This is a genomic window from Paenibacillus sp. FSL K6-2524 (genome assembly GCF_038005525.1).
Classification (GTDB): Bacteria; Bacillota; Bacilli; order Paenibacillales; family Paenibacillaceae; genus Fontibacillus; species Fontibacillus anaericanus.
This window is the reverse complement of the sequence record NZ_JBBOSP010000001.1, coordinates 1,029,079-1,054,898: the sequence shown is the minus strand read 5'-3', so window position 1 is coordinate 1,054,898 and position 25,820 is coordinate 1,029,079. Positions and strand designations below refer to the sequence as shown.

General features: G+C 46.9%; 25 protein-coding genes. 3 read left to right on the top strand and 22 right to left on the bottom strand.

Going from position 1 to position 25,820, the window contains the following annotated elements:
- Nucleotides 1–58: 58 nt before the first annotated feature.
- The 14 genes from NST85_RS04585 to NST85_RS04520 form a co-directional block, all read right to left on the bottom strand.
- Nucleotides 59–2,128, bottom strand: a complete 2,070-nt coding sequence (locus NST85_RS04585; protein WP_341188669.1) for a hypothetical protein — start codon at nucleotides 2,126–2,128, stop codon at nucleotides 59–61.
- Nucleotides 2,125–3,987, bottom strand: coding sequence for a pilus assembly protein CpaF (locus NST85_RS04580; protein ID WP_341188668.1), 1,863 nt, complete (start codon nucleotides 3,985–3,987; stop codon nucleotides 2,125–2,127). The genes NST85_RS04585 and NST85_RS04580 overlap by 4 nt, the downstream gene beginning before the upstream one ends.
- The gene (locus tag NST85_RS04575) at nucleotides 3,984–4,823 is read right to left on the bottom strand and encodes a hypothetical protein (RefSeq protein ID WP_341188667.1); all 840 of its coding nucleotides are present in this window, start codon (nucleotides 4,821–4,823) and stop codon (nucleotides 3,984–3,986) included. Before NST85_RS04575 ends, NST85_RS04580 begins: the two co-directional genes overlap by 4 nt.
- A gap of 14 nt (nucleotides 4,824–4,837) precedes the next feature.
- Complete coding sequence (locus NST85_RS04570) at nucleotides 4,838–5,545, bottom strand: hypothetical protein (protein ID WP_341188666.1); 708 nt, start codon at nucleotides 5,543–5,545, stop codon at nucleotides 4,838–4,840.
- Nucleotides 5,546–5,556: 11 nt separating this feature from the next.
- Nucleotides 5,557–6,675: an SAF domain-containing protein gene (locus NST85_RS04565; RefSeq protein WP_341188665.1), complete on the bottom strand. Its 1,119-nt coding sequence runs from the start codon at nucleotides 6,673–6,675 to the stop codon at nucleotides 5,557–5,559.
- Between the two features lie 45 nt (nucleotides 6,676–6,720).
- The gene (locus NST85_RS04560) at nucleotides 6,721–7,332 is read right to left on the bottom strand and encodes a hypothetical protein (protein WP_341188664.1); all 612 of its coding nucleotides are present in this window, start codon (nucleotides 7,330–7,332) and stop codon (nucleotides 6,721–6,723) included.
- A gap of 2 nt (nucleotides 7,333–7,334) precedes the next feature.
- A complete protein-coding gene (locus NST85_RS04555) occupies nucleotides 7,335–7,505 on the bottom strand; it encodes a hypothetical protein (RefSeq protein WP_341188663.1) in 171 nt (56 codons plus the stop codon).
- Between the two features lie 84 nt (nucleotides 7,506–7,589).
- Entirely contained in the window at nucleotides 7,590–8,534 is a 945-nt protein-coding gene (locus NST85_RS04550) for a ParB/RepB/Spo0J family partition protein (protein WP_341188662.1), read from the bottom strand.
- Nucleotides 8,482–9,309, bottom strand: coding sequence for a ParA family protein (locus tag NST85_RS04545; RefSeq protein WP_341188661.1), 828 nt, complete (start codon nucleotides 9,307–9,309; stop codon nucleotides 8,482–8,484). Before NST85_RS04545 ends, NST85_RS04550 begins: the two co-directional genes overlap by 53 nt.
- Nucleotides 9,310–9,456: 147 nt before the next feature.
- On the bottom strand, nucleotides 9,457–10,776 hold the full coding sequence (locus NST85_RS04540; protein WP_341188660.1) for a hypothetical protein: 1,320 nt from the start codon (nucleotides 10,774–10,776) through the stop codon (nucleotides 9,457–9,459).
- 311 nt (nucleotides 10,777–11,087) lie between these two features.
- Nucleotides 11,088–12,515, bottom strand: coding sequence for a 23S rRNA (uracil(1939)-C(5))-methyltransferase RlmD (rlmD, locus tag NST85_RS04535; protein WP_341188659.1), 1,428 nt, complete (start codon nucleotides 12,513–12,515; stop codon nucleotides 11,088–11,090).
- A gap of 461 nt (nucleotides 12,516–12,976) precedes the next feature.
- Nucleotides 12,977–13,858, bottom strand: coding sequence for a diacylglycerol kinase (locus NST85_RS04530; protein ID WP_341188658.1), 882 nt, complete (start codon nucleotides 13,856–13,858; stop codon nucleotides 12,977–12,979).
- A 21-nt stretch (nucleotides 13,859–13,879) separates the two neighbouring features.
- Nucleotides 13,880–14,656 (bottom strand): sirohydrochlorin chelatase, encoded by a 777-nt coding sequence (locus tag NST85_RS04525; protein WP_127193024.1) that lies wholly within the window; start codon nucleotides 14,654–14,656, stop codon nucleotides 13,880–13,882.
- 75 nt (nucleotides 14,657–14,731) lie between these two features.
- Entirely contained in the window at nucleotides 14,732–15,022 is a 291-nt protein-coding gene (locus NST85_RS04520) for a YerC/YecD family TrpR-related protein (RefSeq protein ID WP_127192975.1), read from the bottom strand.
- A 215-nt stretch (nucleotides 15,023–15,237) separates the two neighbouring features.
- On the opposite strand from NST85_RS04520, the gene NST85_RS04515 reads away from it, so the two are divergent.
- Nucleotides 15,238–15,759, top strand: coding sequence for a hypothetical protein (locus NST85_RS04515; RefSeq protein WP_127192976.1), 522 nt, complete (start codon nucleotides 15,238–15,240; stop codon nucleotides 15,757–15,759).
- A 28-nt stretch (nucleotides 15,760–15,787) separates the two neighbouring features.
- Here NST85_RS04515 and corA read toward each other — a convergent pair whose 3' ends face one another.
- The 7 genes from corA to NST85_RS04480 form a co-directional block, all read right to left on the bottom strand.
- Nucleotides 15,788–16,750 carry a magnesium/cobalt transporter CorA gene (corA, locus tag NST85_RS04510; RefSeq protein ID WP_127192977.1) on the bottom strand — a complete coding sequence of 321 codons (963 nt, stop codon included), beginning with the start codon at nucleotides 16,748–16,750 and terminating at the stop codon, nucleotides 15,788–15,790.
- A 177-nt stretch (nucleotides 16,751–16,927) separates the two neighbouring features.
- Entirely contained in the window at nucleotides 16,928–17,917 is a 990-nt protein-coding gene (locus NST85_RS04505) for an inorganic phosphate transporter (protein WP_307401305.1), read from the bottom strand.
- A gap of 88 nt (nucleotides 17,918–18,005) precedes the next feature.
- Complete coding sequence (locus NST85_RS04500) at nucleotides 18,006–18,620, bottom strand: DUF47 domain-containing protein (protein ID WP_127192979.1); 615 nt, start codon at nucleotides 18,618–18,620, stop codon at nucleotides 18,006–18,008.
- Between the two features lie 195 nt (nucleotides 18,621–18,815).
- Nucleotides 18,816–19,874 (bottom strand): DUF3048 domain-containing protein, encoded by a 1,059-nt coding sequence (locus NST85_RS04495; protein WP_127192980.1) that lies wholly within the window; start codon nucleotides 19,872–19,874, stop codon nucleotides 18,816–18,818.
- Nucleotides 19,875–19,992: 118 nt separating this feature from the next.
- The gene (locus NST85_RS04490) at nucleotides 19,993–20,793 is read right to left on the bottom strand and encodes a dioxygenase family protein (protein WP_307401524.1); all 801 of its coding nucleotides are present in this window, start codon (nucleotides 20,791–20,793) and stop codon (nucleotides 19,993–19,995) included.
- Nucleotides 20,794–20,903: 110 nt separating this feature from the next.
- A complete protein-coding gene (locus NST85_RS04485) occupies nucleotides 20,904–21,734 on the bottom strand; it encodes an alpha/beta hydrolase (RefSeq protein ID WP_341188657.1) in 831 nt (276 codons plus the stop codon).
- A 143-nt stretch (nucleotides 21,735–21,877) separates the two neighbouring features.
- Nucleotides 21,878–22,093 (bottom strand): hypothetical protein, encoded by a 216-nt coding sequence (locus tag NST85_RS04480; protein WP_127192984.1) that lies wholly within the window; start codon nucleotides 22,091–22,093, stop codon nucleotides 21,878–21,880.
- Between the two features lie 213 nt (nucleotides 22,094–22,306).
- Here NST85_RS04480 and NST85_RS04475 point away from each other — a divergent pair, with 213 nt between their 5' ends.
- Nucleotides 22,307–22,999 carry a DUF1129 family protein gene (locus NST85_RS04475; protein WP_341188656.1) on the top strand — a complete coding sequence of 231 codons (693 nt, stop codon included), beginning with the start codon at nucleotides 22,307–22,309 and terminating at the stop codon, nucleotides 22,997–22,999.
- Nucleotides 23,000–23,117: 118 nt separating this feature from the next.
- Nucleotides 23,118–24,262, top strand: a protein-coding gene (locus NST85_RS04470; protein WP_127195319.1) for an IS3 family transposase whose coding sequence is annotated in 2 segments (ribosomal slippage) — nucleotides 23,118–23,412 and nucleotides 23,412–24,262 — 1,146 coding nt in all. Because the reading frame shifts where the segments join, the coding sequence is not laid out codon by codon here.
- Nucleotides 24,263–24,338: 76 nt separating this feature from the next.
- Here the strand turns inward: NST85_RS04470 and NST85_RS04465 are convergent.
- Entirely contained in the window at nucleotides 24,339–25,766 is a 1,428-nt protein-coding gene (locus tag NST85_RS04465; protein WP_341188655.1) for an erythromycin esterase family protein, read from the bottom strand.
- Nucleotides 25,767–25,820: the final 54 nt, after the last annotated feature.

Below are 25,820 nucleotides of genomic sequence, written 5' to 3'. Positions count from 1 at the left end.
CTTTGAAATGGGGAATAAGAAACGCCTTCCCGTTAGTAAGGGAAAGCGTTCGTACCGACTACTGGATACGTTGAAGCTGATCGTAGTAGGTGGTCATCTGCTGCAGGCTGACAACGACCAACGGGATGACCAGATACCCGAATATCAGCGTCATTAAGGGGGCAAACCCAATCCAGCGGCCCCAGCCTGCCTTTTGTTCAATTAACTGCTCATACTCCTGCTTGCGTTGCTCCCGCGCAAACGCCTGCTCCGCTTCGAGATCATCGAATGCCTGTCGGATGGTCAAATGCTGTGATGCCATCTCCAGCTTCTCCACGATCCGAACAAACGGCAGAAACGGTGCATCTTCCTTGAGCTGCGCAAGCGCATGCTCCTCGCCCTGCTCAAAGTGAAGCAGGCAGGCTTGCAGCGGTTCCCTAAACACCTGCGCAAACTGTTCCATCCATAGCAGAAGCTGTTCAACCGACATCCGATCCATCCCGGCGAGTATGGCAATGACGGCTTGCAACTGATCCACCTCATGCTTCATCTCCATCTGCCGCATACGCCGCTGGAACAGACGGATGCCAACCGGCAGCGCGTACCCGCTCCACCCTGCGGCTAAAGCTAGGAACGCTTCCCACCACGCCAGATAAGGTTGATTCAGCTTTTCCAGCTTGCCCAGAATGCGCCGCGCGGTTGCTCGAAGCTGATCCTCCTTGATCTGTGCAGCCGGGTCCTTGCGCAGCAGGTTGATGACGCTATTTTCGCTTCGCGGCCTCACCTCCTTTAATTGATCGAGCATCCTGCGATCCAGCGCGGCGGCTTCCCGCGCCTTCGTTTCCTCCTGCGGGGACAACTGCCCGAAAAGTGTTCCCGGCTTCACAGGTGCATACAGCACCTGATGCCGCTCTGCTGTATGCAATGACAAGAACAAGCCAAGCACCGCCAAAAATGCTGCGACCCCGGTCACAATCCGCTGCACGTAAAACCATTCGAGACGCAAGGGAGAAGCCGTATCCTTGAGTAGCCGGGTCATTCGTTCTGCCTCGCGCGAGCCGGGAACCGGCCCCAGCCGATGTGCCAGCCAGCGCATCCACGGCCATCCAAAAGCCCGTTTCTCCCATCTTTTTCGGCTGGTGGGTTTTGCGGTCGTATCCAACTCCGACAGGTTGCGCAGCAACGCGTAGCATAGCCACACGACGACAAGCAGGCAGAGTTTGACGGCCCAACCGAAAGCGCTGGCGTAGAAGCTATCCATTGCCGGAAAATAGTGGCTGGCCCAGGCTTCAATCGGGCGGGTAAACAGCAGTGGCAGCAGCGCAATAACGGTCAGCCCCTGTAATAAGAAACTGAGACGCTCGCGGCGCAGCAACTCCAGATTCAATTCGACGGACAGCTTTTCCAGCCCCTTGAGGTAGACAGAGCCGGTTTCGGTTTGCTGGTCGCCGTGCTCCTTGATGAGATAGGACAATCCGGCAAAGCCCTGCAAATAGCGATTCGGGGCAAGCTCCACATATTGTGCCAGTTTTTCCTCGGCGTCGCTGTCCGTCAGCAGGTCATATAGTTCCTGCCCATGCAGCGCCATTTCATACGGCGCGCTGTCCGCCGACTCGTAAATGGCTTCCTCCACCATCCCGTGACGATGATAGTGATGGCGCACATCGCTAAGGAAAAGACGAAGTTGGCGTAGTAATCGCATTTCGAGCCGATGGACACCCATATCCGAAAGGATGCCGTGGCCGACCCAAAGACCAATGCCGAGCATCGCCAGCGTGAAGGGATCGCGCACTGCCAAGACAAGTGGAACAGCGGCAAGCAGCAGGACAAGCCACATCAGCAGCACCGATTTCATCGTTTCCAGCCGCAGCTTCCATTCGTCTCCGAGCCGCAGGATAACTAGCCGCCTGCGAAGATGCTGCAAGTACACACGTAAAACGGGAACTTGTTCGCAAACGCTGTATATCTGCTGCATGAAGCTATAAACCGCCTGCTTGCGAGGGGCTTGTCCCGGCTTGCGCAGCGCTTCGTAGCGTCGGACTGCCGCCACCTCCGAATCACGACGGGACAGCCAGAGAAACGCTGCAACAGCGGCAAGAAAGAGCACGGTCGCAATACCGAGCAGAGGAGAAAGCCATTCCCGCATCATGTTTCATCCCCCCAATAGGATGCCAGAAACGCATAGAAGACGGCCTGATCGGGGCCGCTCAGGTATTCCGCAATTTCGCGGCGACTTGGCTCGGACAGGGGATGAACGGCAACGTAACGGCCGTCACGGTATTCGATGAGATTTCGGGCCGTGTACAGCGGGCGATCTGTCGAACGCCTGAAAAATTCGAGCGCCGTTTCCATAAAGGCTGCCATTCGCTCGTCCTTTGTCATTTTCCCGCGAAAGGCTTCGGGATACGCCGTCTCTTGCGGAACTGGGACGCATTCGGTGATGCGCTCAATGTAGCGCCGTCCGTCTAGGTCGCGGCGAAGGTGAATATCGAAATTGACGACGCTGACGACTTGCTGCTCTGCCACGCGCTCGTTCGTAAATACCTTTGTTTTCAATAAGGAATTGCGTAGGGACAGCACAAGGTCGCGGAATGTTTTGGCATGATGCGTGAATAAGGTGAACAGTGATGCCACCTGTGCCATCTGAACCATCCATGCGGCAACCGGATCGGTCGCCACCTCGCCCAAGATATTGACCGAGCCATCGGTTTTCTTCTGGATGTCCAGTCCTTGCTGACCGGAGATCGTCTCGGTTTCACGCAGGCTGACGATGTTGCGTTCCGGGTAGATTTTGCGTAGTTGAAGCTCAAAGCTCATTTCCTGTACCCGGATGGGCAGCACTTCTGGAATATGGCGTACCATCGCCATAAGCAGCGTTGTTTTGCCGCTACCCTGTGCGCCGGTAATCGCGGTGATCCGTGCCCCCGATACCAAGTAATGAATGAGGCCAATCGGCAGCTCGGCTCCTTCATCCTGAATCAACTGCTCCAGCGTGGCGTTTTGCACATCGAATTTGCGCACAAAAAAAGCCCACGATTCACTGAACCGAGGGCGCAGCACGACAACGCGGGAGCCGTCTGCCATTTCATTGACCTTAAACCCGTTTGCTTCTGACAACTGGCCGGGAAAATTGTGCTTGTAGATGATCTGGCAAACACGCCGCAGTTCTTGCTCGGAACCGAAGGACGAGAAGCTCAGGTGGATGGACTTTCCCTTGTAAAACAGCCATACGCTGTCGTGTGATCGGGGTAACGATTGAAGCTGGGCATTCTCCTCCAGCGACCACTCGCCCTCCCACATGAGCGGCGGCAGACCGGATACGCCCCCGGATACGCCGTCCACACGCATGTCACGCAGCTCATCCACAACGCCAAAACCTTTGTAATACTGATAAATCCGTTGGACGACAAGCTGGAGCTTATCGTCCGTCGTCAAACGCGGCGCTTCACGGGCATAGACGATACGAATATCCTCCGCCGTAATCCGGTACGTTTCAAGCTGGCCTTCCTCGCTAAGTCTTTGCTGATCCCACTCATAGGTTTGAATGAGCCGGTCGAGCGCATGAAGTCCAGCTTCCCTTTTATAAGAGTGAAGCAAAATGTCAAACTGGTCTTGCGCGGAGAGGGATTCCGGCTGATGAAAAGGCAGCAGGAGATTCAAATGCGCGTCATCCAGTTCATAGCGCTGCGTGAGCAGGTCGGCAATGATCTCCTTGACGTATGCCTTGTCCCGCAAGTCCCCGGAGGTGCAGCCCCGCAGCGCCTTTTTCAGCTCCGCCCGTTTGCTTTTTCGGCGGCGGTATTCTTCCTCCGACAGTCCAAAGTCAGCCAGGTTGCTGCTGGTTAGCTCATGAAGCGCCGTTTTCACGAAAGTTGTCATTGCTTCCAGCGTATATACCGCTGTGTCGTCTTTACGTTCCGGCAATCGTCGGCTCAGACGCAAATATAAGAAGAAGATCGCAAGCAACAAGATGGCGATCAGGATGAAAGCATTGAGCATCGACGTCATGGCGCTTCGCCCTCCTTTCCGCCGAAAAGAAGCGGATCTGCGCCTGCGCTGTCGATCACAGCCTGCGCCAATCGGCGCACCTGCTGCACAAAAAGATGATTTTCATGACTGCTTGCGATCCTCCGGTTGCGAAACCAAAAGGGGGTCGCTTCGCCGTGCTGTACCGCATCCATCCAACCTGTATGATGCACAACAGGGTAAACAGACTTTCCAATGCGGAATTGGCGCATGAGATTTTTAACGGTAAGCGTCGAATAAGGGTCGTATTGTCCGAACACGAACAACGTTCTTCGACTCTGCAGCATTGCTGCCTCTGCCGATTGAAAAAATCGCTCTAACAGCAGACGGTTTTGCGGCAGGCAGACCACCCACACGTCAGCTTGCTGCCGCAGTAATTCGTTCCAAGCCGCCCCGCTGCCGCTCCCGCCATCCAACAGCACCACATCGTAAGCGCGACGGGCAACAGCCAGCAGCGATGTGAGCCATTCCTTAGCCGTTTCGATAAACACGTCCTCCTGCTTGATGGAGCCGGGTAAAATGTCCAGACGATCCCGCAGCAAAGGAAGGGCATAGTCCCTGAGCATGACAGGCTCCAGCTTGCGGTTTTTCAGCAGACGCATGAGCGCATCAACTCCCGCATCCGGGGTATGCCTACCCTCTCTTTCGGCAGGTCGATAATAGGCGCGTTCGACAGCCGCATAGCCGCTTTGCAAATGCCCGAGCATCAGCAGTTGCGCCGAATACTCCAAGCCCATGCATGTCGCCGCAGCAATCAGATTGGTCGTAGTCCCGGCCTGACCGGATACAGGACTCCAAAATACAACGGTAATTCCCATTTGCGTTCTCCTTTCTACCACACTCGCACTTTCTTCCGAGTGATTGACCATGCCCGCCGCGCGGCCTTGCGGTCGCAACCGGTGAGCTGCTCAAGCATCGTCAGCAGCATCTCTCGAAACGCCCCCGTCAACCCTCGAAGGTCGATGCGGCCATGGTGCTGATTATCCAGATCGACGGCAGTATCGCGCTCATCCAAAGGAAAACGAAACACGGTTTCCTCCAATTGGATGTGCCGAAGCCGCATTTCGGCTCGCCACGCTGCCAACTTTCCCGGTATGGCAGGAGAGAGCAACTCAAAAAACGAGACGGGCGATTCCGTGTTTTGCAGGCCGAGACGGAGCATCAGCTCCTCGTTTTTTCCCAGCGATAACCGCTTGCCATCCCAGCACCACACCCGTTTGTCAAACTGGGACAGGTTATGACGGAAAACAAATTCTGTATGGTCCGTGTCCAACAGCATGATGTCGTATGTCGGCGTCGTCTCCGCCTGTGCCAATCCTCGTTCAAGCTGCTCGGGCGTAAGATAGCCGTAGGCCACATCCATGCCTTCAAATTCCTGTATGGCGCTGTTGGCATAAGCATGTGGCAGATAACCCCGAATTGACTGCGTGACTGTGGAATCTACCACCAGCACTTTATTCCCCAGCGCCACTAGCAAACGGCCCAGCACCAATAAGGCATGCGTTTTGTCTGCTACGCCGATAAAAATGATTTTTTTCATATCCGCACTCCTCATTGATTGAAGATGTTCTCCCACTGATCCCCGTTTGCGGGGGGAGCCTCGGTCGCCGGAGGCGTACCCGAAGGCAGCGAAGTGGAACCCGCAGGAGAAGATGGCTGCTGACTTGTTTCTGATGACGAAGAATTTGTCCCGGAGTCATTCGTTGCAGACTGCGAGCTATTCGTCGAAATTGCTGATTCTCCTAACTGCGGTGTGTTGGCTGGCTGCGCTTCGCTCATGGCATTGCCCTGCCGCATCGTCGTCCGTTCGTTTTGCAACTGCTGCTGCACGGTTACGCTACCGCTAGTGACACGGAGCTTGTCCGATTCACTGACAGCCTTCAAATTACCATCCAGCGTTTGACGCAGTGTGCGGGCAAGTTCGAATTTTGCGGTTTCGAGCAGATTGGGATCGACCGCCATCAGGTCCAATACCTTCTGATTGGCCGGATAGTTGACCACAGCAGCGTCCTGGAGGCCCGGCTCGATATATGGGAGAGCATACAGCCGCGCTCCTTGCAAATAAGCATCAATAATGGCGCTGGACGTTTGGAGGATGTCCATCTCATTCAGTTCCAACCACACGACCGTACCAGTCAACTCCTGTACCTTCTTTTTAGATAAGAGAACAAAGTCCTCGCCGGTTGGAAAGCCGATGCGAACGTCTATAAATTGGTTAGGCTTGAGGTTAGAGGGAAGCTGAATGACCTGAAACTCCTGTAAACGCAAATCCTTCGGAATGGACTGTCCCTCATACAACAGAGAGGATAGCAGCGGCGTTCCCGACGCAAGCTCGATCTTGGCGTTTTTGCCGATAATGCTTTCCCGGTCGGTGATGACACCCGGCGGAGCCAAACTGACCGGTATCGGAACGGACTTGAGGTCATCCGCTTTGATCGCAACACCTGCCGGTATCGTTTTTGCAGTCATCCAAACATTTCGGCTGTTTTGCTGTTCCTCATTTTTCAACTGCTGAATCTGCCGCTCATACTCCTCTTTCATCTGTTGCTGCTTTTGCTGCTGGTCGGTGTGCTGCATCAGCATATATAGGGCTGCTGCAATCAGCAACGCTAAGCTGACCGCGATGGTTCCCATGACCAGCACCTTACGGTGTCGATACGTCCATGACATTGTTCGTGATCTCCTTTCATTTATTGAAAAAAGTCTGTGCTTCTCTTAACGCGCTTCGCCGCGTGGGCGCGGCTTTAATGGGGCTTTCTCCGCTTGTCGTTGTGCCAGCTTCTCGGCTGCCCATGTGGGCGTATGCTCCGGCTTCAGAAAACCCATCAGATCTTCCCGGTTATAGCGGTATTCGTCACCGGAATAAAGCGTTTCCGCATAGACCGCTCGTCCACGCGAATTCCCCGAGACTCCAAACCCTCCCGTTACCCAAACAAGTTGGTTGTCTGATGTGCGAAACTCCGGCCGCAGCCATTCCTGACGGATCACAACAATTCTGCCACTAAGATCATCCTCGCTTCTGATGGGCAGGCATTGAACCGGTTGAATGGGGGGCATCGGCTCTGTGATCGCAGATCGCTCGGTCTGGAGTTTCTCGATCTCCCAATGCAATAGCTTGGTAAACTCCCGCATCGCTTCCATATAATCCGCAAATCCCTCTGCACCATAAAACTGATCGATACCGAACAAATTGTTCTGCGAACAGTAGCAAACCAGATAGGGCTTCTCGGTATTCGCCATGTCGATGCCTAAAATAACCTCGACCCTGCCAATGGGCAGCGCCTGATAAACCTCATAGTCGCCTGCCATGCGTTTCTCCCGCTCCATCTTCAGCCCTCCCGATTCGTTTTGTAGTCACGCTTCTTTTGTTCGCATTCGGCTTCTCGGGCCTGCCTGCGAAGCCGTTGTTCTTCCTCCTCGGATGGCCTGCTACGCGCAAAACCCGGCTTTTCTTTCATCAGGCGTTCGTACTGACGCCGTTTTCCTTTCGTAAAATCCATTGATTATCTCCTCCCCGAAAATGGGCATAAAAAAAGCTCTCCGTCAGGGGAGAGGGCGCATGAACAGGGACAGCATCGGTCGAATTACCGTTCGTGCTCCCGCTGTCGCTTTTTATACCAGCCTTCCAGTAATTGCACGATCAGGTCTTCTTTTTGCTTTTCGGAAAAATCTCGTGGAAAAAAGCGGTCGATCCGCTCCCGCTGAATGCTCATTTTTTCTTTCTGATTCGGCTTTTCCTCCGTAAGAATCGAAAAGATGACATCTACGTTAAGCCGTCCATCCTGACTCAGCTTTTTCATACGCTGCGCCTGCGCCTGCGAAGGGGTGCAATCCTCGGCTTGCATGGTGTCGAACAGAGCTTGCTGTTCTTTCTCGGCCAAGTAAGATAATTCAACGGCAGGATTAAAAGCAATACGTTTCTCGTCCACCATTTCGAGAATTGAGGGAGCGAGTTCGGTTAACCGGACGTATCTAAATATTTGATTTTTACTTTCCCCCATTTGCTCTGCCAGCATCTCGCTAGACTTCTTTGCGGGAGACTTGTTCCCAACTTGGGAACGAGTTAAATCAGTACGCTGCCCTTGCCTGTTCATTGCTTCCAATTTCAATTTATAAGCAAAAGCCTTTTCACTAGGTGAGATATATTCCCGTTGCAGATTACTATCCACCATGATAATAGTCGCCTGATCGTCATCCAACTCGCGAACGAGACAAGGAATTTTCTCCATGCCAGCCAGTTCGCTTGCCTTCTTGCGACGATGGCCGGATACCATTTCGTACCCACCGCCAACCTTTGGCCGAACCAGACCGGGAACAAGGACACCGTACTGCTTAACACTATCTGCCATCTCTAGCATCGCTTCATCTGCTCTTACCTTAAAGGGATGACCGGGAAAATCGCTAATGTCAGCCAATGGAATATCCATTACCTTTTCACGCCGCGAATCAGTGCGGCTTTCCTCTGTCGAGAACAGATCATCGACTTTGGTCAGCTTTATGCTGGCGAGCCGATCTTCTTTCGCTGCCAATATCCTGCACCTCCTTCGTTAAAGAAGCGTAGGCTTTGGCAACATGCCCGTTTGGATCGTGAGCATAAATGCTTTTGCCCTTGGCGCTTGTTTCAGCCGCGCGAATGGACAGGGGGATTTCGGTAGTGAATACACGCAGCTTGTCTCCGTAATCCCGGCGCAACACGAAAGAAATATCTTTGGCGAAATTGGTTCGGTTGTCTACCATCGTGAGCAGCACACCGTCCACAGCCAGCTTCGGATTAATTTGACGCCGAACGCGGGCAACCGTCTGCAAAAGCTGCGTCATGCCTTTGGCGGGCAGATAGTGCGCCTGTACCGGGATGATGACGCTATCCGCCGCTGCCAATGCGTTGATCGTCATCATGCCCAAGCTGGGCATGCAGTCGATCAGGACATAATCGTAATCTGCCTTTACGGCGTCGATGTACGAACGCATAATCGTTTCCCTGCTCATCGTATTGACGAGCGCTACTTCAACAGCCGACAATTCGATGTTTCCCGGCATCAGGTCGATACCTTCGTGATGATGCAGAATACCTTCCCTCGGTTCATACGGTTCCTCTGTCATGCTTTTCACCAGCATCGTAGCCAGTGATACAGAAAGACTGTCCGGTTCGTGAAAGCCAAGAGAGTCCGTCAGATTGCCTTGCGCATCTGCATCCAACAGCAGAACCTTCTTGCCGTCCGCCGCCAAACCAATGCCGAGGTTGACCGCTGTTGTCGTTTTGCCTACGCCACCTTTCTGATTGGCGAGGGCGATTACTTTGGACATGTTCTTTATCCCCTTTCATGCAAAAAAGCCGACTGCGCTGAACATTCAAGTTCAGACAATCGGCTTTCCTGAAAAGTATCTATATGAAAAGAGAACACCCCCGAAGTTACAGGGGCGTTCCCTTGGACATTCTTATACTATTCACAGTTAAAATGATTCATTTTTTAAAATAATATTAAATTTGATAGGACGGGTTACAACATCCTCAATCTTCAAAAGAAATGAAAACATTAATGTTGCCTCAATTTTCCCCAATTCGGATTCATAATACATGTGTCCGTTAAAATTGAATCTTTCCATATTTTCAATATGACGTTCAATATTCCCTAAAAGAATGATATATTCATTTAAAAGATAATTGGATTTTTTAATCACAACACGACATTCCTCTAACAACTGTTTTACCTCTTCTATTGTCCTATCCCGATCCTTGTTCCCTTGGCTTACACAGTAAAACAATCCTAAAAATTTCTCATTATAGTCTCCATGTTCTGTCTCCGGTATAAAAAAGCAATAGTTATAGTCGAGGCTTTTATACTTAAATTCAGAACTAAATTCTCGTAGTTCCTTCGTTGATTGATAAATTAGACCTGTGTAACCACTACTCTCCAAAAAATCGGTAAAAAACTGAGGCAAGATATACTCTTCGATCACAGTAGATCCTTCTTTTTTAGGAAAAGTAAGGACTTGGAATAAAACACTATCACCTAGGAGTTTATCTGCGTTTTGTTTTGAAAAAGTAAATGTGTAGTTGTTGTATTGAACTTGTGAACCCTGCAGAATCATGCGTCCAATAATTTGATTTAATGTAAGATCAATGGAGTTAGTGATATTATACATGCCTTTTCCCAAACTATAAAAATAACTGTAAATAGGGAAATACAGGGAATAATTTAAAGAGTCATATGGAAGACTGATCTCAGCTATGGTTGTAGGAAGCGACTTGGCCAAATATAGCATCGGCCTTCGAGCCGCACTAAACCTTTGGCTCGATATCAAATGCCGTTTAGAAAATGGAATATGAAACAGCTCATAAATATTATTAGGGTCATAATCGCCAGTAGGTCTTGCCCTGAAGAGCAAGTCAGTAAATTGCGCAGAGTTATTCGATGAATAACCCGTAGAATTCTCCCTAATGAACGAAAAAAATTTATTCTCTGCATCAGGAGATTTTGCTACTACCGCTTGATAAATATCAATTAAACTATCGAATAATTGTTCGACGTAAGTCTCCTTTGTCTGAAAATCCTTTCGTACTTCCTCACAGAACGCTACATATAGTGGGTCACATACCGTCATACTGCGGAATCCACAATCACATTCAGTAATCGGTTGCAAAGTACGGAAATGCTCCATAAATGAGTTTTTATAATGTACTAATCTCTCAACGAAGGTATCAATATTATAAGACGCTCTCTTGAGTTTTTTTTGATACGAATTATCAAAAAAACAAAGAATACAAGACATGATAGATTATTCATCTCCTCGCTATAATTCATCTTGTCCGATATGCCTTGACATTAAGACCCTTAGTTCAATTATTGGATATGTATTGATAGTATGGAGCATCCACCTATTAATCTCAACCATAAGCAATAAAAAGAACGCCCACCCAGGGACGCTCTTTAAACTTTACTACATATCTACCCACCCGACGTCCAAATCCAAGTCCAAAACGACCGAAACCTCGATTTTGTCCTTGAGCAGCTTATTTTTGAAGTCGTTGCCATCCGCCGTGAACGTCATAAATCGCGCAAAGTGTTGAAAACAAAGGATTTCTACGTATCGATTCGTTGTATTCCTATTACGCACTCCACATGTGTTGTATGCGGGAACATATCCACTGGCTGTACCTCTACCGTTCTGTACCCGCCATCCTCTAACACTCGCAAATCCCTAGCCAGGGTGGCTGGATTACAAGACACATACACAACACGCTCTGGCTTCATTTCCAGAATCGTCTCCAAGAGACGTGGGTCGCAGCCTTTGCGAGGTGGGTCGACGACGATGACATCGGCTTCGATGCCTTGCTCTTTCCAGCGAGGGATGACGTCCTCGGATGCTCCCACTTCAAATGTTACATGCTGCATGTTGTTGAGCTCCGCATTCGCACGAGCATCTTCGATCGCTTCTTTGACAATCTCGACACCGTACACTTGCTTGGCATGCTGCCCTAAGAATAAAGAGATCGTACCGATTCCACAATAAGCATCGATCACAGTCTCTGCTCCAGTTAGCCCAGCATACTCTACGGTTTTCCCGTATAACACTTCCGTCTGAACCGGATTCACTTGATAGAAAGAACGAGCCGAGATAGCGAATTTAACGTCACCAATGTAGTCGTAGATCACGTCTTTTCCCCAAAGAACGCGGGTAACATCTCCAAAAATAACGTTAGTTTGTCGCGTATTCACGTTCTGGCAGACGCTCACAACCGCAGGAACCTCTTCCTGAATTGCATTGATCCACTCATTCTCACGCGGAATTTTATTCCCGTTGGTGACGAGGACGAGCATCATCTCCCCCGTACGGAACCCAACCTTGACGACGACGTGACGCAATAGGCCTTGTCCTGTTTCTTCATCGTAGGCGGTAATGCCAACGCGGCGACCGATAGCCTTGACCCTAGCAACCACATCATCGTTGCTCTCATGCTGAATAAGACAAGTCTCCATATCTATGATGCGATGGCTACCTCGGGCATAAAATCCACCGACCAAACCACCTTCGGTAACGCCAATAGGCACCTGCGCCTTATTACGATAACGCCAAGGCTCAGACATACCCAGCGTTGGAAGAACGACGATACCACGATTGGAGCTCCCTTCGTCAGTCACATTCAGTTTACCGATCCGCTCCAATGCATCCACAACATGCTGCCGTTTCCAGGCAAGCTGACCTTCATAGCTCAAATGTTGAAGCTGGCAACCGCCACACTTATCATAGATTAAACAAGGTGCAGCGACTCGGTCGGGGCTCGCTTCTACCACTTCTAGCAACTTAGCGTATCCATATTGCTTCTTTGTCTTAAGAACTTTTACCCGGACTTGCTCCCCTGGTAAAGCTCCTCCCTGAACAAAAAGCGTATATCCATCTACTCGGCCTACTCCTTCGCCGTCATGGTTCATACCAATGATCTCAATAACCACTTCATCATTCTTCGCGACCGGTAAGCCGGCAATCTGCGTTTCGGCAGGAGTATTCATGCTTCTCCCTGCTCTCCCACCCCTTTTGCCCCCGCGGCTTGTTTGTCCTCCGCTATTTGAGCCCTTTCCGCTTCCTGTCCGTTCGTTCCGGTGACTTGTCATGACGAATGCTTCACTTCTTTCCTAAAAAATTATATACAAACATCTTACGATACTTGTCCACTTATATCCGCACAAATCCCCCGCCGATATAGGCAGGGGATTATTGATCCTAATCAAATTCCATTACTTTAATGCATTTTATACATCTATTATCCGCTAGTTTCCAATGACCAATATTTTAACTGCATAACCTACACTTAATCAGTCCAAGGTAACTCTTAATTTCATAATATGGGCGATATAACTGTATTTTTTGCATCTATTTCACTGGTTTCACTGAATTCTAGAAGAATAACTGTACTTTATACATCTAAACCTCTTCGCTACTTAGCTTAGCCACTAGTTCTTCTCTTCTTCACTTAAGCAAAAATCCGTAGGTGCTGTGGCAGAATCTCGAAGACTCCAGGTAGCTCACCGCCCAATTCCCCATCAAGGTTAAGCAATACATGGCCTGGTGAGGTTACCTCCATTCGCTTCGTCTTCAGATAGATAACGTGGGGATCATTGAAATGATCACCGCGTAGTGCCATCGATACGAGTCGGATAAACTCTGCTAGGTTACATTTCTTAACCGCAATAACATCAAGCAATCCGTCATCGATCCGTGCTTCTGGAGCTAGCTTTTCAAAGCCACCAACCGAATTACTGTTCGCAATCAGGAAGAGCATAAATTCGCCTTCCAATACTTCATAACCATCAGCGTTAATAATTAATTTCGTTGGTGACAGACTCGCCATCTTCTCGATGCCTTTCATGTAATAAGCAAGTTGGCCAATCAATGTCTTAAGACGGCTAGGTACCTCATAGGTCAATTCCGTCAAAGAACCTCCACCCGCGATATTGATAAAATAACGATCGTTTGCCTTACCGATATCAATCGGCCTCGTCTTATTCTCAATTACTAAATCGCAGTAATCCTCCCAACGCTTCGGAATACCCATAGCTCTGGCGAAATCGTTCGTTGTTCCTAGTGGGAACACGCCGAGCGGCGGCAAATTGCTCTTTCCCGCCATACCGTTAACAACTTCATTTAACGTACCGTCTCCGCCCGCAGCTATAACAATATCATAGCCCCTGCTGACAGCGTCAGCAGCCGCAAGTGTTGCGTCACCTTCACCTGTCGTTGCATGACAGGTCGTCTCAATACCAGCCCTGTCAAGCCGCTCCAGTACGTCTGGGAGCAACCGCCGCATTTCCTCCCGTCCAGAGGTTGGATTATAGATCAACCTAGCTTTTTTCATTCCATGAACGCCACCCGTTTTTCATAATTTCATTGACCTCATTATATTTAATATTTGATGTAATATCCAGCGGGACAATAAATGGTGCGGTAGCAATGCTTCCCCTGAATAAATATATTGTAATCCACTAAGGCGCGAAGGTATCGCCGTCTTTGTGAAATAACCAGCACTTAAAAATAGCGGTGCAATAATAACCTCACAACCATGATTCTCCTGCCAGTATATCACTTTACTCCGTACACTGTCGGGATTAAGTAGTGCATAATCTGAATAAGCCAATCCACTAAGCTCTGCCACTCGTGTAGAAAGCGAAGAAATTCCCTGCTCCCAACGCTGTAAGAAACCATCATGTTTACTACCATGACCAACTAGAAGCAGTACCTCTTGTGCGGGATTACGAGATAGAAACTTAACCTTATCCCAGATCATCTCAGCAATTACTGGGTCATCATCTATAGGCTCACCAAACAACACGCGGGCGGAGAGACGAAAATGTTGCAAATCAGTCTCCTTCTCCGGCGTGTTCTTCATGCCGAACGCATAAGCAATCTCATCAATATGTGTGCTCCCTGAAGATACAAACAGGGGAATAACGATGAGGTCTGTAACGCCCTGTGATTCCAATCGATCGATTCCATCCTGAATAAGACGTCCTTCCACAATTTCAAGAAAGGAAGTCTCAATCGGTATGCCCCCCGGTAATTCTGCCACAGCTTCAGCTACAGCAGAATCGACCGAGGTAACCCACTCTATGTCAGGAGAGCCATGACTAATCACTAGTACTCCTGGAATAGACATCTTATTCTCCGTTATAGCCGACCCACGATTCGCCATCGCTTCCAACGACTCACTGTTCGTCACCGGCTTCATAACTTAACGATCCAAGCGGTCTAAGGCCATCTTGTATCCGTCGTTGCCATAGTTGAGGCAGCGCTTCACCCGAGAGATCGTTGCTGTACTAGCCCCGGTCTCTGCTTCTATCTGATTGTACGTATTCCCTTTGCCAAGCATACGGGCTACTTCCAACCTTTGAGAGAGCGATTGAATTTCATTTACCGTGCATAGATCGTCGAAAAATACATAACATTCCTCGATGTCTTTCAAAGTAAGAATCGCTTCAAATAATTGATCAATACTCTTATCATTTAATTTCTTGAGTTGCACTGAATAATCATCCCCTACCGTTACTGTGAACACACCTTCATTGTACCCGAGTAACGTCCTCCTTTTCAAGCATTAACGGTTTCACGCATTACAGAAAGAACGTTAAAATCCGCATTTGCCCATAAAAGTCGGGACATTCGTCCATACGCCATAAGCTCCGGGCACATACAGTATAGTAATCAAATGCCTATATCAAGGAAAAGGAATGTGATCCTATGCCACATTATAATACTCCCCGGCGAAGTGCAACGCCCTCCTCATACCCATACTCGCAATATTACCCGGGAATCAATCCGTATGAATCAGATCTGTCACTCACGGCGGAATCTTCAGCTCTTACACCCTATACCTCGCCATCTGTCGGGGGAAATACCTTCGGTGGAGCCGCTGCAGGAGCGGGAATTGCGAAAACAGCTACTGGTGGTTTATCCATCCCCAATCTCGGCGATATAAAAGGTATCGTTGACCGACTTGGTGGTATCGAAGGAATCTTGGCCACGATGGGTAAAGTACAGAAAATGATGCAAACCTTTCAGCAATTCGCTCCTATGGCCAAAATGGTCGCAGGCCTCCTACCAGGTGGCAAGGGTGGGAAACTAAAAGGTGCAGGTGCTGATGGGATCGATGAATTCAAACCTGGCCGCCGTAGAAAAAAAGGCAAAAAAGGAAGTGCTCGCCGCCGCTCAAGCTCCGGCTCCGCAGCCAGTCGCACCAAATCAAAGAAACGCCGCCGTTAAAACGGGGGCGTCTTCTTTCATTCTTAGCTTACTTAAACCAGCCGCGCTTCTTGAACCATAGAATCATCCAAGCTCCTAATAATGCCATTATTAGGAGCACCGTTGCATAACCGTAACGCCAACCAAGCTCTGGCATATTCTGAAAATTCATACCGTAGATACCCGCAATTAAAGTAAGGGGCATAAATACCGTGGTAATTACAGTTAACGTCTTCATGATACCATTCATGCGATTAGAGTTGAGCGATATGTAAGAATCTCGCAGATCAGCAGTCATTTCTCGATCGCTCTCGATCATCTCAGACAGTTTAAGCAAATGATCGTAAATATCAGCGAAATAAGCACGATGTTCCTTCTCCCCCTGAATATGTTGGGAATTGAGAATCCGATACATCATATCCCGCATCGGTACGATGGTTCTTCGTAATTTGAGCAACCTTCCCCGCAAATCAAACACTTGATTCATCAGCACTTCAACCGACTCAGAAGCCCCTTTTTTCTCCAAGTCATCCAGCTCGTCCTCAATCGAATATACACTAGGGAAATACTGATCAACTAATTTGTCGATCACCATATAGGCCGCAGCAAACGGGTCACGCGCCCAGTTCTTTCGGTCATGGGACCGTTTCTCCATGGCCTCCCAGACCTCATCAATTTCTGTTAAAGAATGATGGTGAAAAGATACCAAGTATGTACTACCGATAAATAGATTGACCTCTACCGTTGCTAGCTTATCTGGATCTAAAGCATGTAGCACCAAAAACTGATATTCTTCGTAATAATCCACTTTAGGTCTCTGCAATACCATAAGGCAATCCTCGATTGCGAGTGGATGGAATTGAAAAAAAGTGCTAAGTTGTTCAGATTCCTCTGGTGTTGGCTCATTGAAGTCAATCCAACTCCATTTGTATTTAGCTGAATTTTTTATTTGCTCAAGTGCGATGTCTGACTCTACTTTATGATCATGCGTAACCCCTAATATCCGAATCAATTTCGTGCCCCCTATATTCCAGCAAACATTATATCTATCTAGATAAGTTGATTAATCATTGTGATTATAGGCTCCGAGAGCGAAAAGTTCTTACGATCGCTGTTGTACCCATTACCCCATTTTATCTAGACGAACCAAAAAAAGCCAATCCTCATTGAATTGGCCTTCTTACTTCTGCTAGAACAATAGTGTGTAGATGAGTCCGGCAAGTATGAACACGATCGGAATTGTTATCACCCATGCGATCACAATTCTGCCGGCGAGAGACCATTTTACAGCCGAGAAACGCTTCGCTGAGCCTACACCTAGTATTGAAGAAGTAATTGCGTGTGTTGTACTTACTGGTAATTGAATCAGTGTTGCGCCAAAAATAACCGATGCCGCAGAAATATCTGCCGCAAATCCATTAATGGGTTCGATCTTAAATATCTTTGTTCCCATGGTCTTAATAATCTTCCAACCACCGATAGAAGTACCCAGCGCCATAGCAGTTGCAGCCGATATTTTAACCCAAAGAGGAACATCCATATTATCCTGATACTTCGCAGTTACCAAAGCAAAGGTAATAATCCCCATCGCTTTCTGTGCGTCGTTCGTTCCGTGCGTAAATGATTGCAATGCTGCCGTCATAATCTGCATGGTACGAAAACCTTTATTTACGGAATGCGGGCTACGCTTAGCAAAAATCCACTTCAATATCATCATAACAATATATCCGATGGCAAAAGCAAGCAGCGGAGAAAGGAGTAATCCTTGTATAATTGTTGTAAATCCACTCCAGTTCAACTTGTCAGGACCAGCTCCAACATACACTGCCCCAGCCAAAGCCCCTATCAAAGCGTGCGATGAGGAAGATGGAATCCCAAACCACCACGTGGCCAGATTCCAAATAATTGCCGCGATTAGCGTCGCAATCAGAACCTGCAGCCCGTTGTCCAGATCGGCAGGGTTCGCAACACTGCCCCCGATCGTCTTCGCAACACCAGTAAACATCATTGCACCAAGAAAGTTCATTACTGCCGCCATCATAATTGCTGTACGGGGTTTCAATGCCCGTGTTGAAACAGCCGTTGCGATTGCGTTAGCCGTATCATGAAATCCATTAATAAAATCAAAAGCGAGCGCCAGCACGATAACAATTAATATAATTAGTATACTCGTGTCCATATCTATTTTTGCACAGATGAATTTCTCTCTCTATATTTTATCCGCGCAATTCCAACCTCCCGAATATCGATTGTAACCGAAGTTATTATTAAGAATTGCGCATGATAATGGATTCCAACATATTCGCAACATGCTCACATGCATCCGTTGTCATCTCAAGACGCTCATAAATTTCTTTTTTCTTAATTAATTCAATAGGATCTGTTACTTTTGCAAACAATTCCTTAATACAAATGCGTAGCAACTCATCTCCTTGATTCTCTAGATCATTGAGGCGAATCGTATGCTCACGGATAGCAAGTAGCTTCTTCTGAGACAGCAAATGAATTGCCTTTTGAATTTCATACGCAGAGATGCGCAAAATTTCAGCAAATTTAATAATATGCTCATCCGGTTCATTAAGGTGATACATAAAGAAACGGGATGTAGTTGCCTCCAGGCCATCAATCACATCATCCAACGTCGTAGTCAGATTCATGATGTCATCTCGTTCGATTGGCGTAATAAACGTTTTGTTTAGTTCGACGATAATCGTATGAGTATGCTCATCACAAGCAGACTCAAATTCTTTCATCTTCTTGGCAAACTCTTCCACGTTTTTAAACTCTAATACCTGCTGGGCAAAATAATCTGCTGAATGCACGATTGTATCAGCCATGTTCTCCAACGTTTGAAAAAAGATATCCTTCTTTTTCACTCGCATTTGAAATCTCCTATTCCTATAGTATGTTTGTTTATTTACACTACGCTAACATAACCTTGATTATCTTAACACAACTCCATATCTCTAGGGAATCCTGTCGCAAACATGTCACGTTAGTCTACCTATATATCCCAATAATCGGAGCAATTAACCGTATAAATAAATAATATATCCCATATATTCCTTGTATTTCATTTACTGAACTTCGATATGACTGCTAAAATCCGGACTATTCGGTACAATGTTGAAAAATGTCGTTCCAGGATAGAAGGGAACTTCTATATTATCTTTTACAAAACGAATAACATCATTCGACTTACGGATCCAACTTCCCTCAATAACTTTGCCATGTTGGAACAACAGTGCCTCTCCACCCAGTTCAAGATCGACACTAAGCCTTCCTACATCATCAAGTACCTTATGATCTGCTCCCATAACAACCACATTCGTTGTCGTTATCCCTTCACCTGTATCCAGATCCTTATGTAGTTCACCATTTACGAATCGATTGTACAGCTTAGTCTCGGGATCGTATTCGTAGGCAACTCGGTAATTCTCTAAGAGGAATTTGATCTCTACCTTATTTGCGGGATTTCCTTGCCCGGGATCATCTTCTTCGCGGAATGTATAACTAGGAACCTCAGTATCTTCAACTGCATAATTCCGCTTAGCGGCGCCTTCCATCAGTTTCTCCAAATTAGAGTACAAATTATGCGGGGCCTTACGGGTCTTGTCACGCCAGAAATAAGCGCCCGCATTCGAAATTTCATCTAGATCATCTTTATGCTGTCTTTGCAGAATTGCATATGCATCATTACTCGCACCAGCATGAACAAGGACTCCGTGATAACTCTCACCTAAATCGATCATGTAAGGCCGAATACTGCGTATAGGTCCAATCCGTGTGACTTCCTCTTTCCCCTGGTAGATAGCGATTAATCGGGTGACTCCACCTTCCGCCAATACTTCATATACGATATCCGCTCCACCAAGACCCGATTGTGGGCGGGCAGCTGGTGCATTATTAATCATGACTGCTATTGGACGACGAACTACCGGTTCCTCTAGCGGAAGTCCGGTCAGTGGGGCTATGTAGGCTGGCTTTGCTGGGGTTGGTATCAGCTCCTCTTGTATATCCTCCGTTGCAAGTGGAGTCGAAGTATCAGGTACCTCTTCCTTCGGCGATCCGCATGCGGGAATGACGAGGAGACAAAGAAACAGGATCAGGGGAACAGCATGTTTAGTAAAATTCAATATTATAATTCCTCCATAATTCCATATTTTTCTTTCAGTATACGACAAAAAACACCCTTTCGGAAAGACAAGGATGTTGTGGAGTTTACATTATCATTACAAAACTCGTGATATCTAATCAGATATCATTATCTCTTCCGCCGAATATCCAACAATTCAAGCTTAGGCTACCATACTGGTAGTCTTGGAATAGCTTACGGGCAGTGCGGTCAGTATCCCCCGCCCCCATAGCATATAGGAGTGGAACCAAATGCTCATTAGCATAAGCAGGCACAGCTTCACGAATGTGAGGGGCTCTCTTCTCGTATTGCATTAGAGAGCGCAAATCCCAGTTCACCAGTTGCTCTCCAATCCAATCATCGAATTCCACAGCCCAAGTCGCTGGACGTGCGTTCACCTCACCGAGTAGTCGTAAGTTATGAACCAAACCGCCGCTCCCTATGATCAACACATTTTGTTCTCTAAGCCCGGACAACATCTTCCCTATCGCATATTGTTCTTCGGGCGAACGTTTGGAATCTACAGATAGTGACACCACCGGTACGTCCCCGTCTGGATACATAGCTCTAAGTACAACCCAAGCCCCATGATCAAGCCCTCTTCCTGAGGACATAGCATAAGGTAAATTGTTACTCTTAAAGATAGAGCTAATCTCTTTACTTAATTCGGGGTCACCTTGGACAGGATAGTTAATATCGTACATTTCATCAGGAAATCCGTAGAAATCATGTAGTGTCTCATGACTAGCATCCTCTGTGACATATTGTACTGGAGAATCCCAATGTGCTGAGAAAATCACAACTGCGCGCGGTTTCCTCAGGATCTCTTGTCCCAATTGTCCTAGAAATGTAGTGTACGTATTGTTTTCGATAGCCAGGGTCGGAGATCCATGTGCAATAAAAAGTGCAGGCTGAGTCATCTGAGCAAACCTCCCTAAGCCAAATTGGTTATACTCCCATTGTATCCCGATAGGAAGCGATTTACCAGATGTAGTATACGGAAGATCTGCGTTATGATCATGATTTTTTGTCAGATCATCCAATTCTGCCAATCACTCTGGATGGATTCTAGACCCCCTAGCCAATTCTTCGTCTTCTGCAATAATTGATTCTGGTGTTCGCCATTCGAGTACGTATGATTTCCTTGAAAGATAATCTCCTTATCACAACGGCCCTCTGAACGAGTCCAGAATACTTTTTGATACAAGAAGCCGTAATCTACAGGAATATCGTCATCGGAAGAACCATGAACGACCAGTACGTCTCCGGCAAATTTTATCGCCTCTTGAAATGGTTGATAAGTACCTAACGAATCGAAGAAAGTAGGGGTGAAACTATATCCAAGATAGTCAGCGCTACCATGTTTAACAGATGCGTCATACACTTTGCGGCCGGTTATTTTAACGATATCATTAAATGGATACCCAACAGCGGACCATAGAACCAAATTTTTCACGCGTCGGTCTCGTACTGCTGTCAGAATTGCAATCGCTCCTCCGAGACTATGACCGATTAAAGTTACACGGGTTGGGTCAATATCGCCGACACTAAGACCATAATCCAGAACAGCCCGAGTCTGAGCGATCAAGGAATCTATGCCTTCTCTTCCGTAATCACCACTGCTCTCGCCGCATCCTATATAATCAAATCTAACAACCAGGAATCCCTCGGCAGCAAGCTCACGCGCTGTCTTCAAGAAGAGTCGATCCACACCTATCCGATTGCCTACAAAGCCATGACATATAACTACAAGCGGAACACGATCCTTGCATCGTCCTTCCTGCTTAACATTTTGCGATGGATAATGGATACTTGCTACAATTTCCTCATTCCCATGATGAATAACAATTTGACGTTCCATCCCATTTGCCTCCCCCACTCCCGCGATGCAGGACACTATATAATATTAATCCGATAAGTTTAATGTGAATTATAGAACTTATCTTAACATCGCAGTAGGGGAAGTGTCAATCAGTTCATGTTAGGTACGCCAATACATTCATATTAATCATATGACTCAAGAAAATACGACTGTGTCGTTTCTCTTCCTTCCCATTGTTTCATAAATTGTGAATTACTCCATTGCACTGTGCCCGAGGGATGCCCTACTTCATCTTCAAACTCCAAAGAATCTTCCTCTGATACAACTTCCTCCAGACTGCCTCTAGAATGACTATTCAGCAAATAGCGCCGGGTGAGTTCCGATTCATTGTTCATCACGATGTTTAGCCTCCACTCATCAGGTTATAAATACCTTATTTAGTCTTAGAGATATTGGCTCATTTTATTCTCAGGGTTATTATGTATGGAGGGAATTCTTGCGAAGTTGGCGAAGCATGCAGTATACTACTTCAGAAAATCTGTAATCCATCTTTACTTAATAGGGGTTTTAGATCAGAACATCACCAATCAGTCCAGAAGGGGAGAAAGTTCTTGAACATACGAGAAATGAAGGACGAAACAAAGAAATTAACACAACAAATGAATCCAGCTAACAAGAAATATTTTAACGAGGTGGTAAGGTATATTAGTTCCGACTCCACTACATTAACGGAAACCAAAAGCGCAGAAATTTTACGGGGATTAGCCAAACAAATCGTCAATAATCAGCAGAAGGGTATTTCGGCCCAAGATGCCTTCGGAAACGACGCTTCTGTTTATAGTAATCAGCTTGTCGAGGACGTGTTAATGCGGAAGCCACGCACTCTGAAGGATAAGATTAAATACTACACCATGATTCCATGGGTGGCGCTAACTTGGGTATTCTTTATTTATATGATTACAGGATTTATGGGTAAATGGTTTGGAGGAGCGCTCGAGTATACGCAGATTAATACGTCCTTTCTTTTACTTGTTGCTGTAATATCGATCATTTTAATCGAAGCCGTTACACGTTTCCTTGGATCAGTGCCGGCAGAGGATGAGAAAGAGAAGAACTTATCTGCTCGGAAATTTGATCTTAAAGCCTTAGGAATATATATTGGTGTGGCAGTTCTTCTAGTTGCAGTTGGCCTTATGCTTGATCAAGTCATGCCATCCTTCACTGTTTCCCCTTGGGATAGCCTCATCGTATTTATCATCGGAGTTCTCGGGCATATTCTCATCTTTGCTCGCCGAGGCAAATAGCAAAAAGCCTATACGATGTTAATGGGACTGACCCCTTAACGTGAGACAAATTAAAACACCTTCAAGAGAATTCAACCATGTCGTAAGATATGGAGACAAACTTGGAGGTGTTTTTGCGTTGGCAACAAGAGTTAGCTACCCTGTAGAAGTAAAAATGAAAGCAATTGAAATGAGATTGGCTTGCATTCCGGTAAAAGAAGTTATGGAACAACTCAACATACGAAATAAGACACAAGTGAAAACTTGGATGCGGTGGTATCGCAGTGGTGAATGGAATCGGCTAGAGCAACCCGTGGGCAAACAATACAGCTACGGCAAAGGACCCGAGTATGCATCAGAACTGGAGAAACTAAAAGCTGAGAATCGGTTTTTGAAACAACAATTAGATGTACTAAAAAAGTACAAGGAGATGCAAAGGAGGTGTCACCAAAGATTGTAGTGGAATGGATCGAGTCTATCCGAGGAGAAGTGAGCGTTACCCAAGCTTGTGAATGGTTAGGGCTCCCTCGTACAACGTACTACCGTTGGAAATCAGCGTATGACACCGAGTGCAAAGATCACGTGGTAGAGAAGGTCCGGGAACTCTGTATGCAACATAAATTTCGCTATGGATACCGAAAAGTAACCGCGTTGCTTCGACTGGAACAAACAATCAATCATAAACGTGTACAACGGATTATGCAGCATGAAGGGTTGCAGTGTCGAGTTAGGATAAAGAAACGTAAACCAACGGGACAGCCCGCGTATCTAGCAGAACATCTGTTAAAGCGTGAATTTCAAGCCCATTTACCGATGAAAAAACTTGTCACGGACATTACATATTTACCCTTCGGCGGAAAAACATTGTACCTGTCGAGTATCTTAGACTTGTTTAACGGTGAGATTGTGGCTTACAGTATAGCCGACAAGCAAAACATCGCGTTTGTATTGGATACGTTAAACCAACTGCCTCCTCTACCAGGTACGATGCTCCATAGCGATCAAGGTAGCGTTTATACATCGGAGGCTTATCAGGCGGCCGTAAAAGGAAAAGGCATTACCATGAGCATGTCCCGTAAAGGAACGCCCGCTGATAATGCCACCATCGAATCGTTTCATTCCACGCTAAAGTCTGAAACGTTTTACCTCGAAGGGCTCACTTGTACAACGACGGCAATCGTTGAACAAACCGTTCGAGACTACATTATTTACTATAACTCAGTTCGTATTCAAACAAAACTAAAAAACCAGTCACCGATTGATTTTCGGCGACTGGCAGTTTAAACTTGCAAGGTGTTTTGATCCCTGTCTCACAAACGGGGGTCAGTCCCCTAACATGTCGTATGGGCTTTTTTTGTGCTTATTCGGTTTCTATTCCGAACTTCACTTTAGAATAATCTATCGGAGTTGGTGCTTTCACCTTATCAACTACAATAACCCCGTCGTATTGCTGGTTTGGAATAAATCTCATTACATTAGGCCGAACCTCTTCCGCAGTTAAACCGTCTTCAGAAGCGTAGATATGCCTGAACATCCAAGCATTATCATCATTCTTCACCTTGTGCTGGGTAAAATCAATGAAGGTATTGGTATATCCGCTCTGCATAACCAACTGTTCAAGACTCCCCTTCGTCGCTGGCTGAATAGTAAATGGTTTGTATGAAGAAATCGTGACAGACTCACCTTGGTTCATGTATAACCCGATCACATACATTTTGTCCTGTAGCTTCTGATGGAGCAACTGCCCCATACTTGTAAAACTATATATCCAGTTGCCATCTTCCTTAACCCGAATGCCCGAGGTATTCTTGGCAAGATGATCGTTATGTGCCCACAGAATGACTTTTTTCCCCGGATATAGTGTCTTCATCACCCAGTCTAGATTATCCGCCATCAGTTGGTCGCGTGAGGAGTATGCATTCGTCACGTCATCAAGTCCGCTTTTCAAAAATTCAACATGATCACTTAAAGATTTCAGGTAGATATCACAGATAAGTGGTTGATCAGGATAAATGGCTGCCAACTTTTCTGTTAGCTCTACTCTATGCTCCTCAATAAACTTGATCACTTCTTGATATTGAGGCTCATACGTATCGATCACCTTTTGCATTTCCGTTCTGTAAGCCGGATCCTTACTACCCATCCCATATTTGTTAAGGACTTCGTAAAAGTCAGTCATCGCTTGGAGTTCAAACTGCAAAAAGTTCTTCCCTTTATCAAGGTCAAGCTTAGCGATTCCCCCGGCAATAAATTGGGTCAAATAGGAACTTGTAAACTGCATGTCATATCCCGCCAAGTAAAGTGGCTTATCGCCCTTTCCTTGTTGCTTGATATAATCGAATAGCTCCAGTGTTTCTTCTGAATGCCAGATAGGAAAGATCGATGAGGTCATCATGGCCTCGGGGCTGAGAGAGTCCCTATTCTCATAAACAGCAGCCGCATCTCCCATCCCTGATTCAAATGCAATAACGTCAAATCCTAGCTCTTCATGTAAATATTTAATCAAGCGTGTCTTGATCTCACTATATTCCGCTACACGATGGAAGTTCTCCCCTAAACTCACAACGGTCTTATCTTTGAGCAATGGCTTGAGAAAACTTAGGTCTGAGAAATCGTCCGACTTCAATGACTTGATTTCGTGAGCATTATTTTTAAGCCAATTTCCCTGGCTCTGATCCACAGCGGCAAATGAATTAGCCGGGGCAAGCAATAACGAGAAACTTGCTACCACAGTCATCATAAACATGCTTATTCGCTTATAGCTTTTCATACTCTTCATACTTTTCATAATCGCATTAACTCCTTATTCTACTTGTTTCTATTAAACTAGGCTGTACATCGC

What these genes read in the sequence shown, in the direction of transcription:
- NST85_RS04530 (WP_341188658.1), bottom strand. Translation starts at nt 13,858, where the DNA reads ATGAAAAAAGCTAGGTTGATCTATAATCCAACCTCTGGACGGGAGGAA.
- NST85_RS04490 (WP_307401524.1), bottom strand. Translation starts at nt 20,793, where the DNA reads ATGACTCAGCCTGCACTTTTTATTGCACATGGATCTCCGACCCTGGCT.
- NST85_RS04465 (WP_341188655.1), bottom strand. Translation starts at nt 25,766, where the DNA reads ATGAAAAGTATGAAGAGTATGAAAAGCTATAAGCGAATAAGCATGTTT.
- NST85_RS04580 (WP_341188668.1), bottom strand. Translation starts at nt 3,987, where the DNA reads ATGACGTCGATGCTCAATGCTTTCATCCTGATCGCCATCTTGTTGCTT.
- NST85_RS04545 (WP_341188661.1), bottom strand. Translation starts at nt 9,309, where the DNA reads ATGTCCAAAGTAATCGCCCTCGCCAATCAGAAAGGTGGCGTAGGCAAA.
- NST85_RS04525 (WP_127193024.1), bottom strand. Translation starts at nt 14,656, where the DNA reads ATGTCTATTCCAGGAGTACTAGTGATTAGTCATGGCTCTCCTGACATA.
- NST85_RS04570 (WP_341188666.1), bottom strand. Translation starts at nt 5,545, where the DNA reads ATGAAAAAAATCATTTTTATCGGCGTAGCAGACAAAACGCATGCCTTA.
- NST85_RS04485 (WP_341188657.1), bottom strand. Translation starts at nt 21,734, where the DNA reads ATGGAACGTCAAATTGTTATTCATCATGGGAATGAGGAAATTGTAGCA.
- NST85_RS04575 (WP_341188667.1), bottom strand. Translation starts at nt 4,823, where the DNA reads ATGGGAATTACCGTTGTATTTTGGAGTCCTGTATCCGGTCAGGCCGGG.
- NST85_RS04565 (WP_341188665.1), bottom strand. Translation starts at nt 6,675, where the DNA reads ATGTCATGGACGTATCGACACCGTAAGGTGCTGGTCATGGGAACCATC.
- NST85_RS04585 (WP_341188669.1), bottom strand. Translation starts at nt 2,128, where the DNA reads ATGATGCGGGAATGGCTTTCTCCTCTGCTCGGTATTGCGACCGTGCTC.
- NST85_RS04500 (WP_127192979.1), bottom strand. Translation starts at nt 18,620, where the DNA reads ATGCGAGTGAAAAAGAAGGATATCTTTTTTCAAACGTTGGAGAACATG.
- NST85_RS04505 (WP_307401305.1), bottom strand. Translation starts at nt 17,917, where the DNA reads ATGGACACGAGTATACTAATTATATTAATTGTTATCGTGCTGGCGCTC.
- NST85_RS04555 (WP_341188663.1), bottom strand. Translation starts at nt 7,505, where the DNA reads ATGGATTTTACGAAAGGAAAACGGCGTCAGTACGAACGCCTGATGAAA.
- NST85_RS04515 (WP_127192976.1), top strand. Translation starts at nt 15,238, where the DNA reads ATGCCACATTATAATACTCCCCGGCGAAGTGCAACGCCCTCCTCATAC.
- NST85_RS04560 (WP_341188664.1), bottom strand. Translation starts at nt 7,332, where the DNA reads ATGGAGCGGGAGAAACGCATGGCAGGCGACTATGAGGTTTATCAGGCG.
- rlmD (WP_341188659.1), bottom strand. Translation starts at nt 12,515, where the DNA reads ATGAATACTCCTGCCGAAACGCAGATTGCCGGCTTACCGGTCGCGAAG.
- NST85_RS04540 (WP_341188660.1), bottom strand. Translation starts at nt 10,776, where the DNA reads ATGTCTTGTATTCTTTGTTTTTTTGATAATTCGTATCAAAAAAAACTC.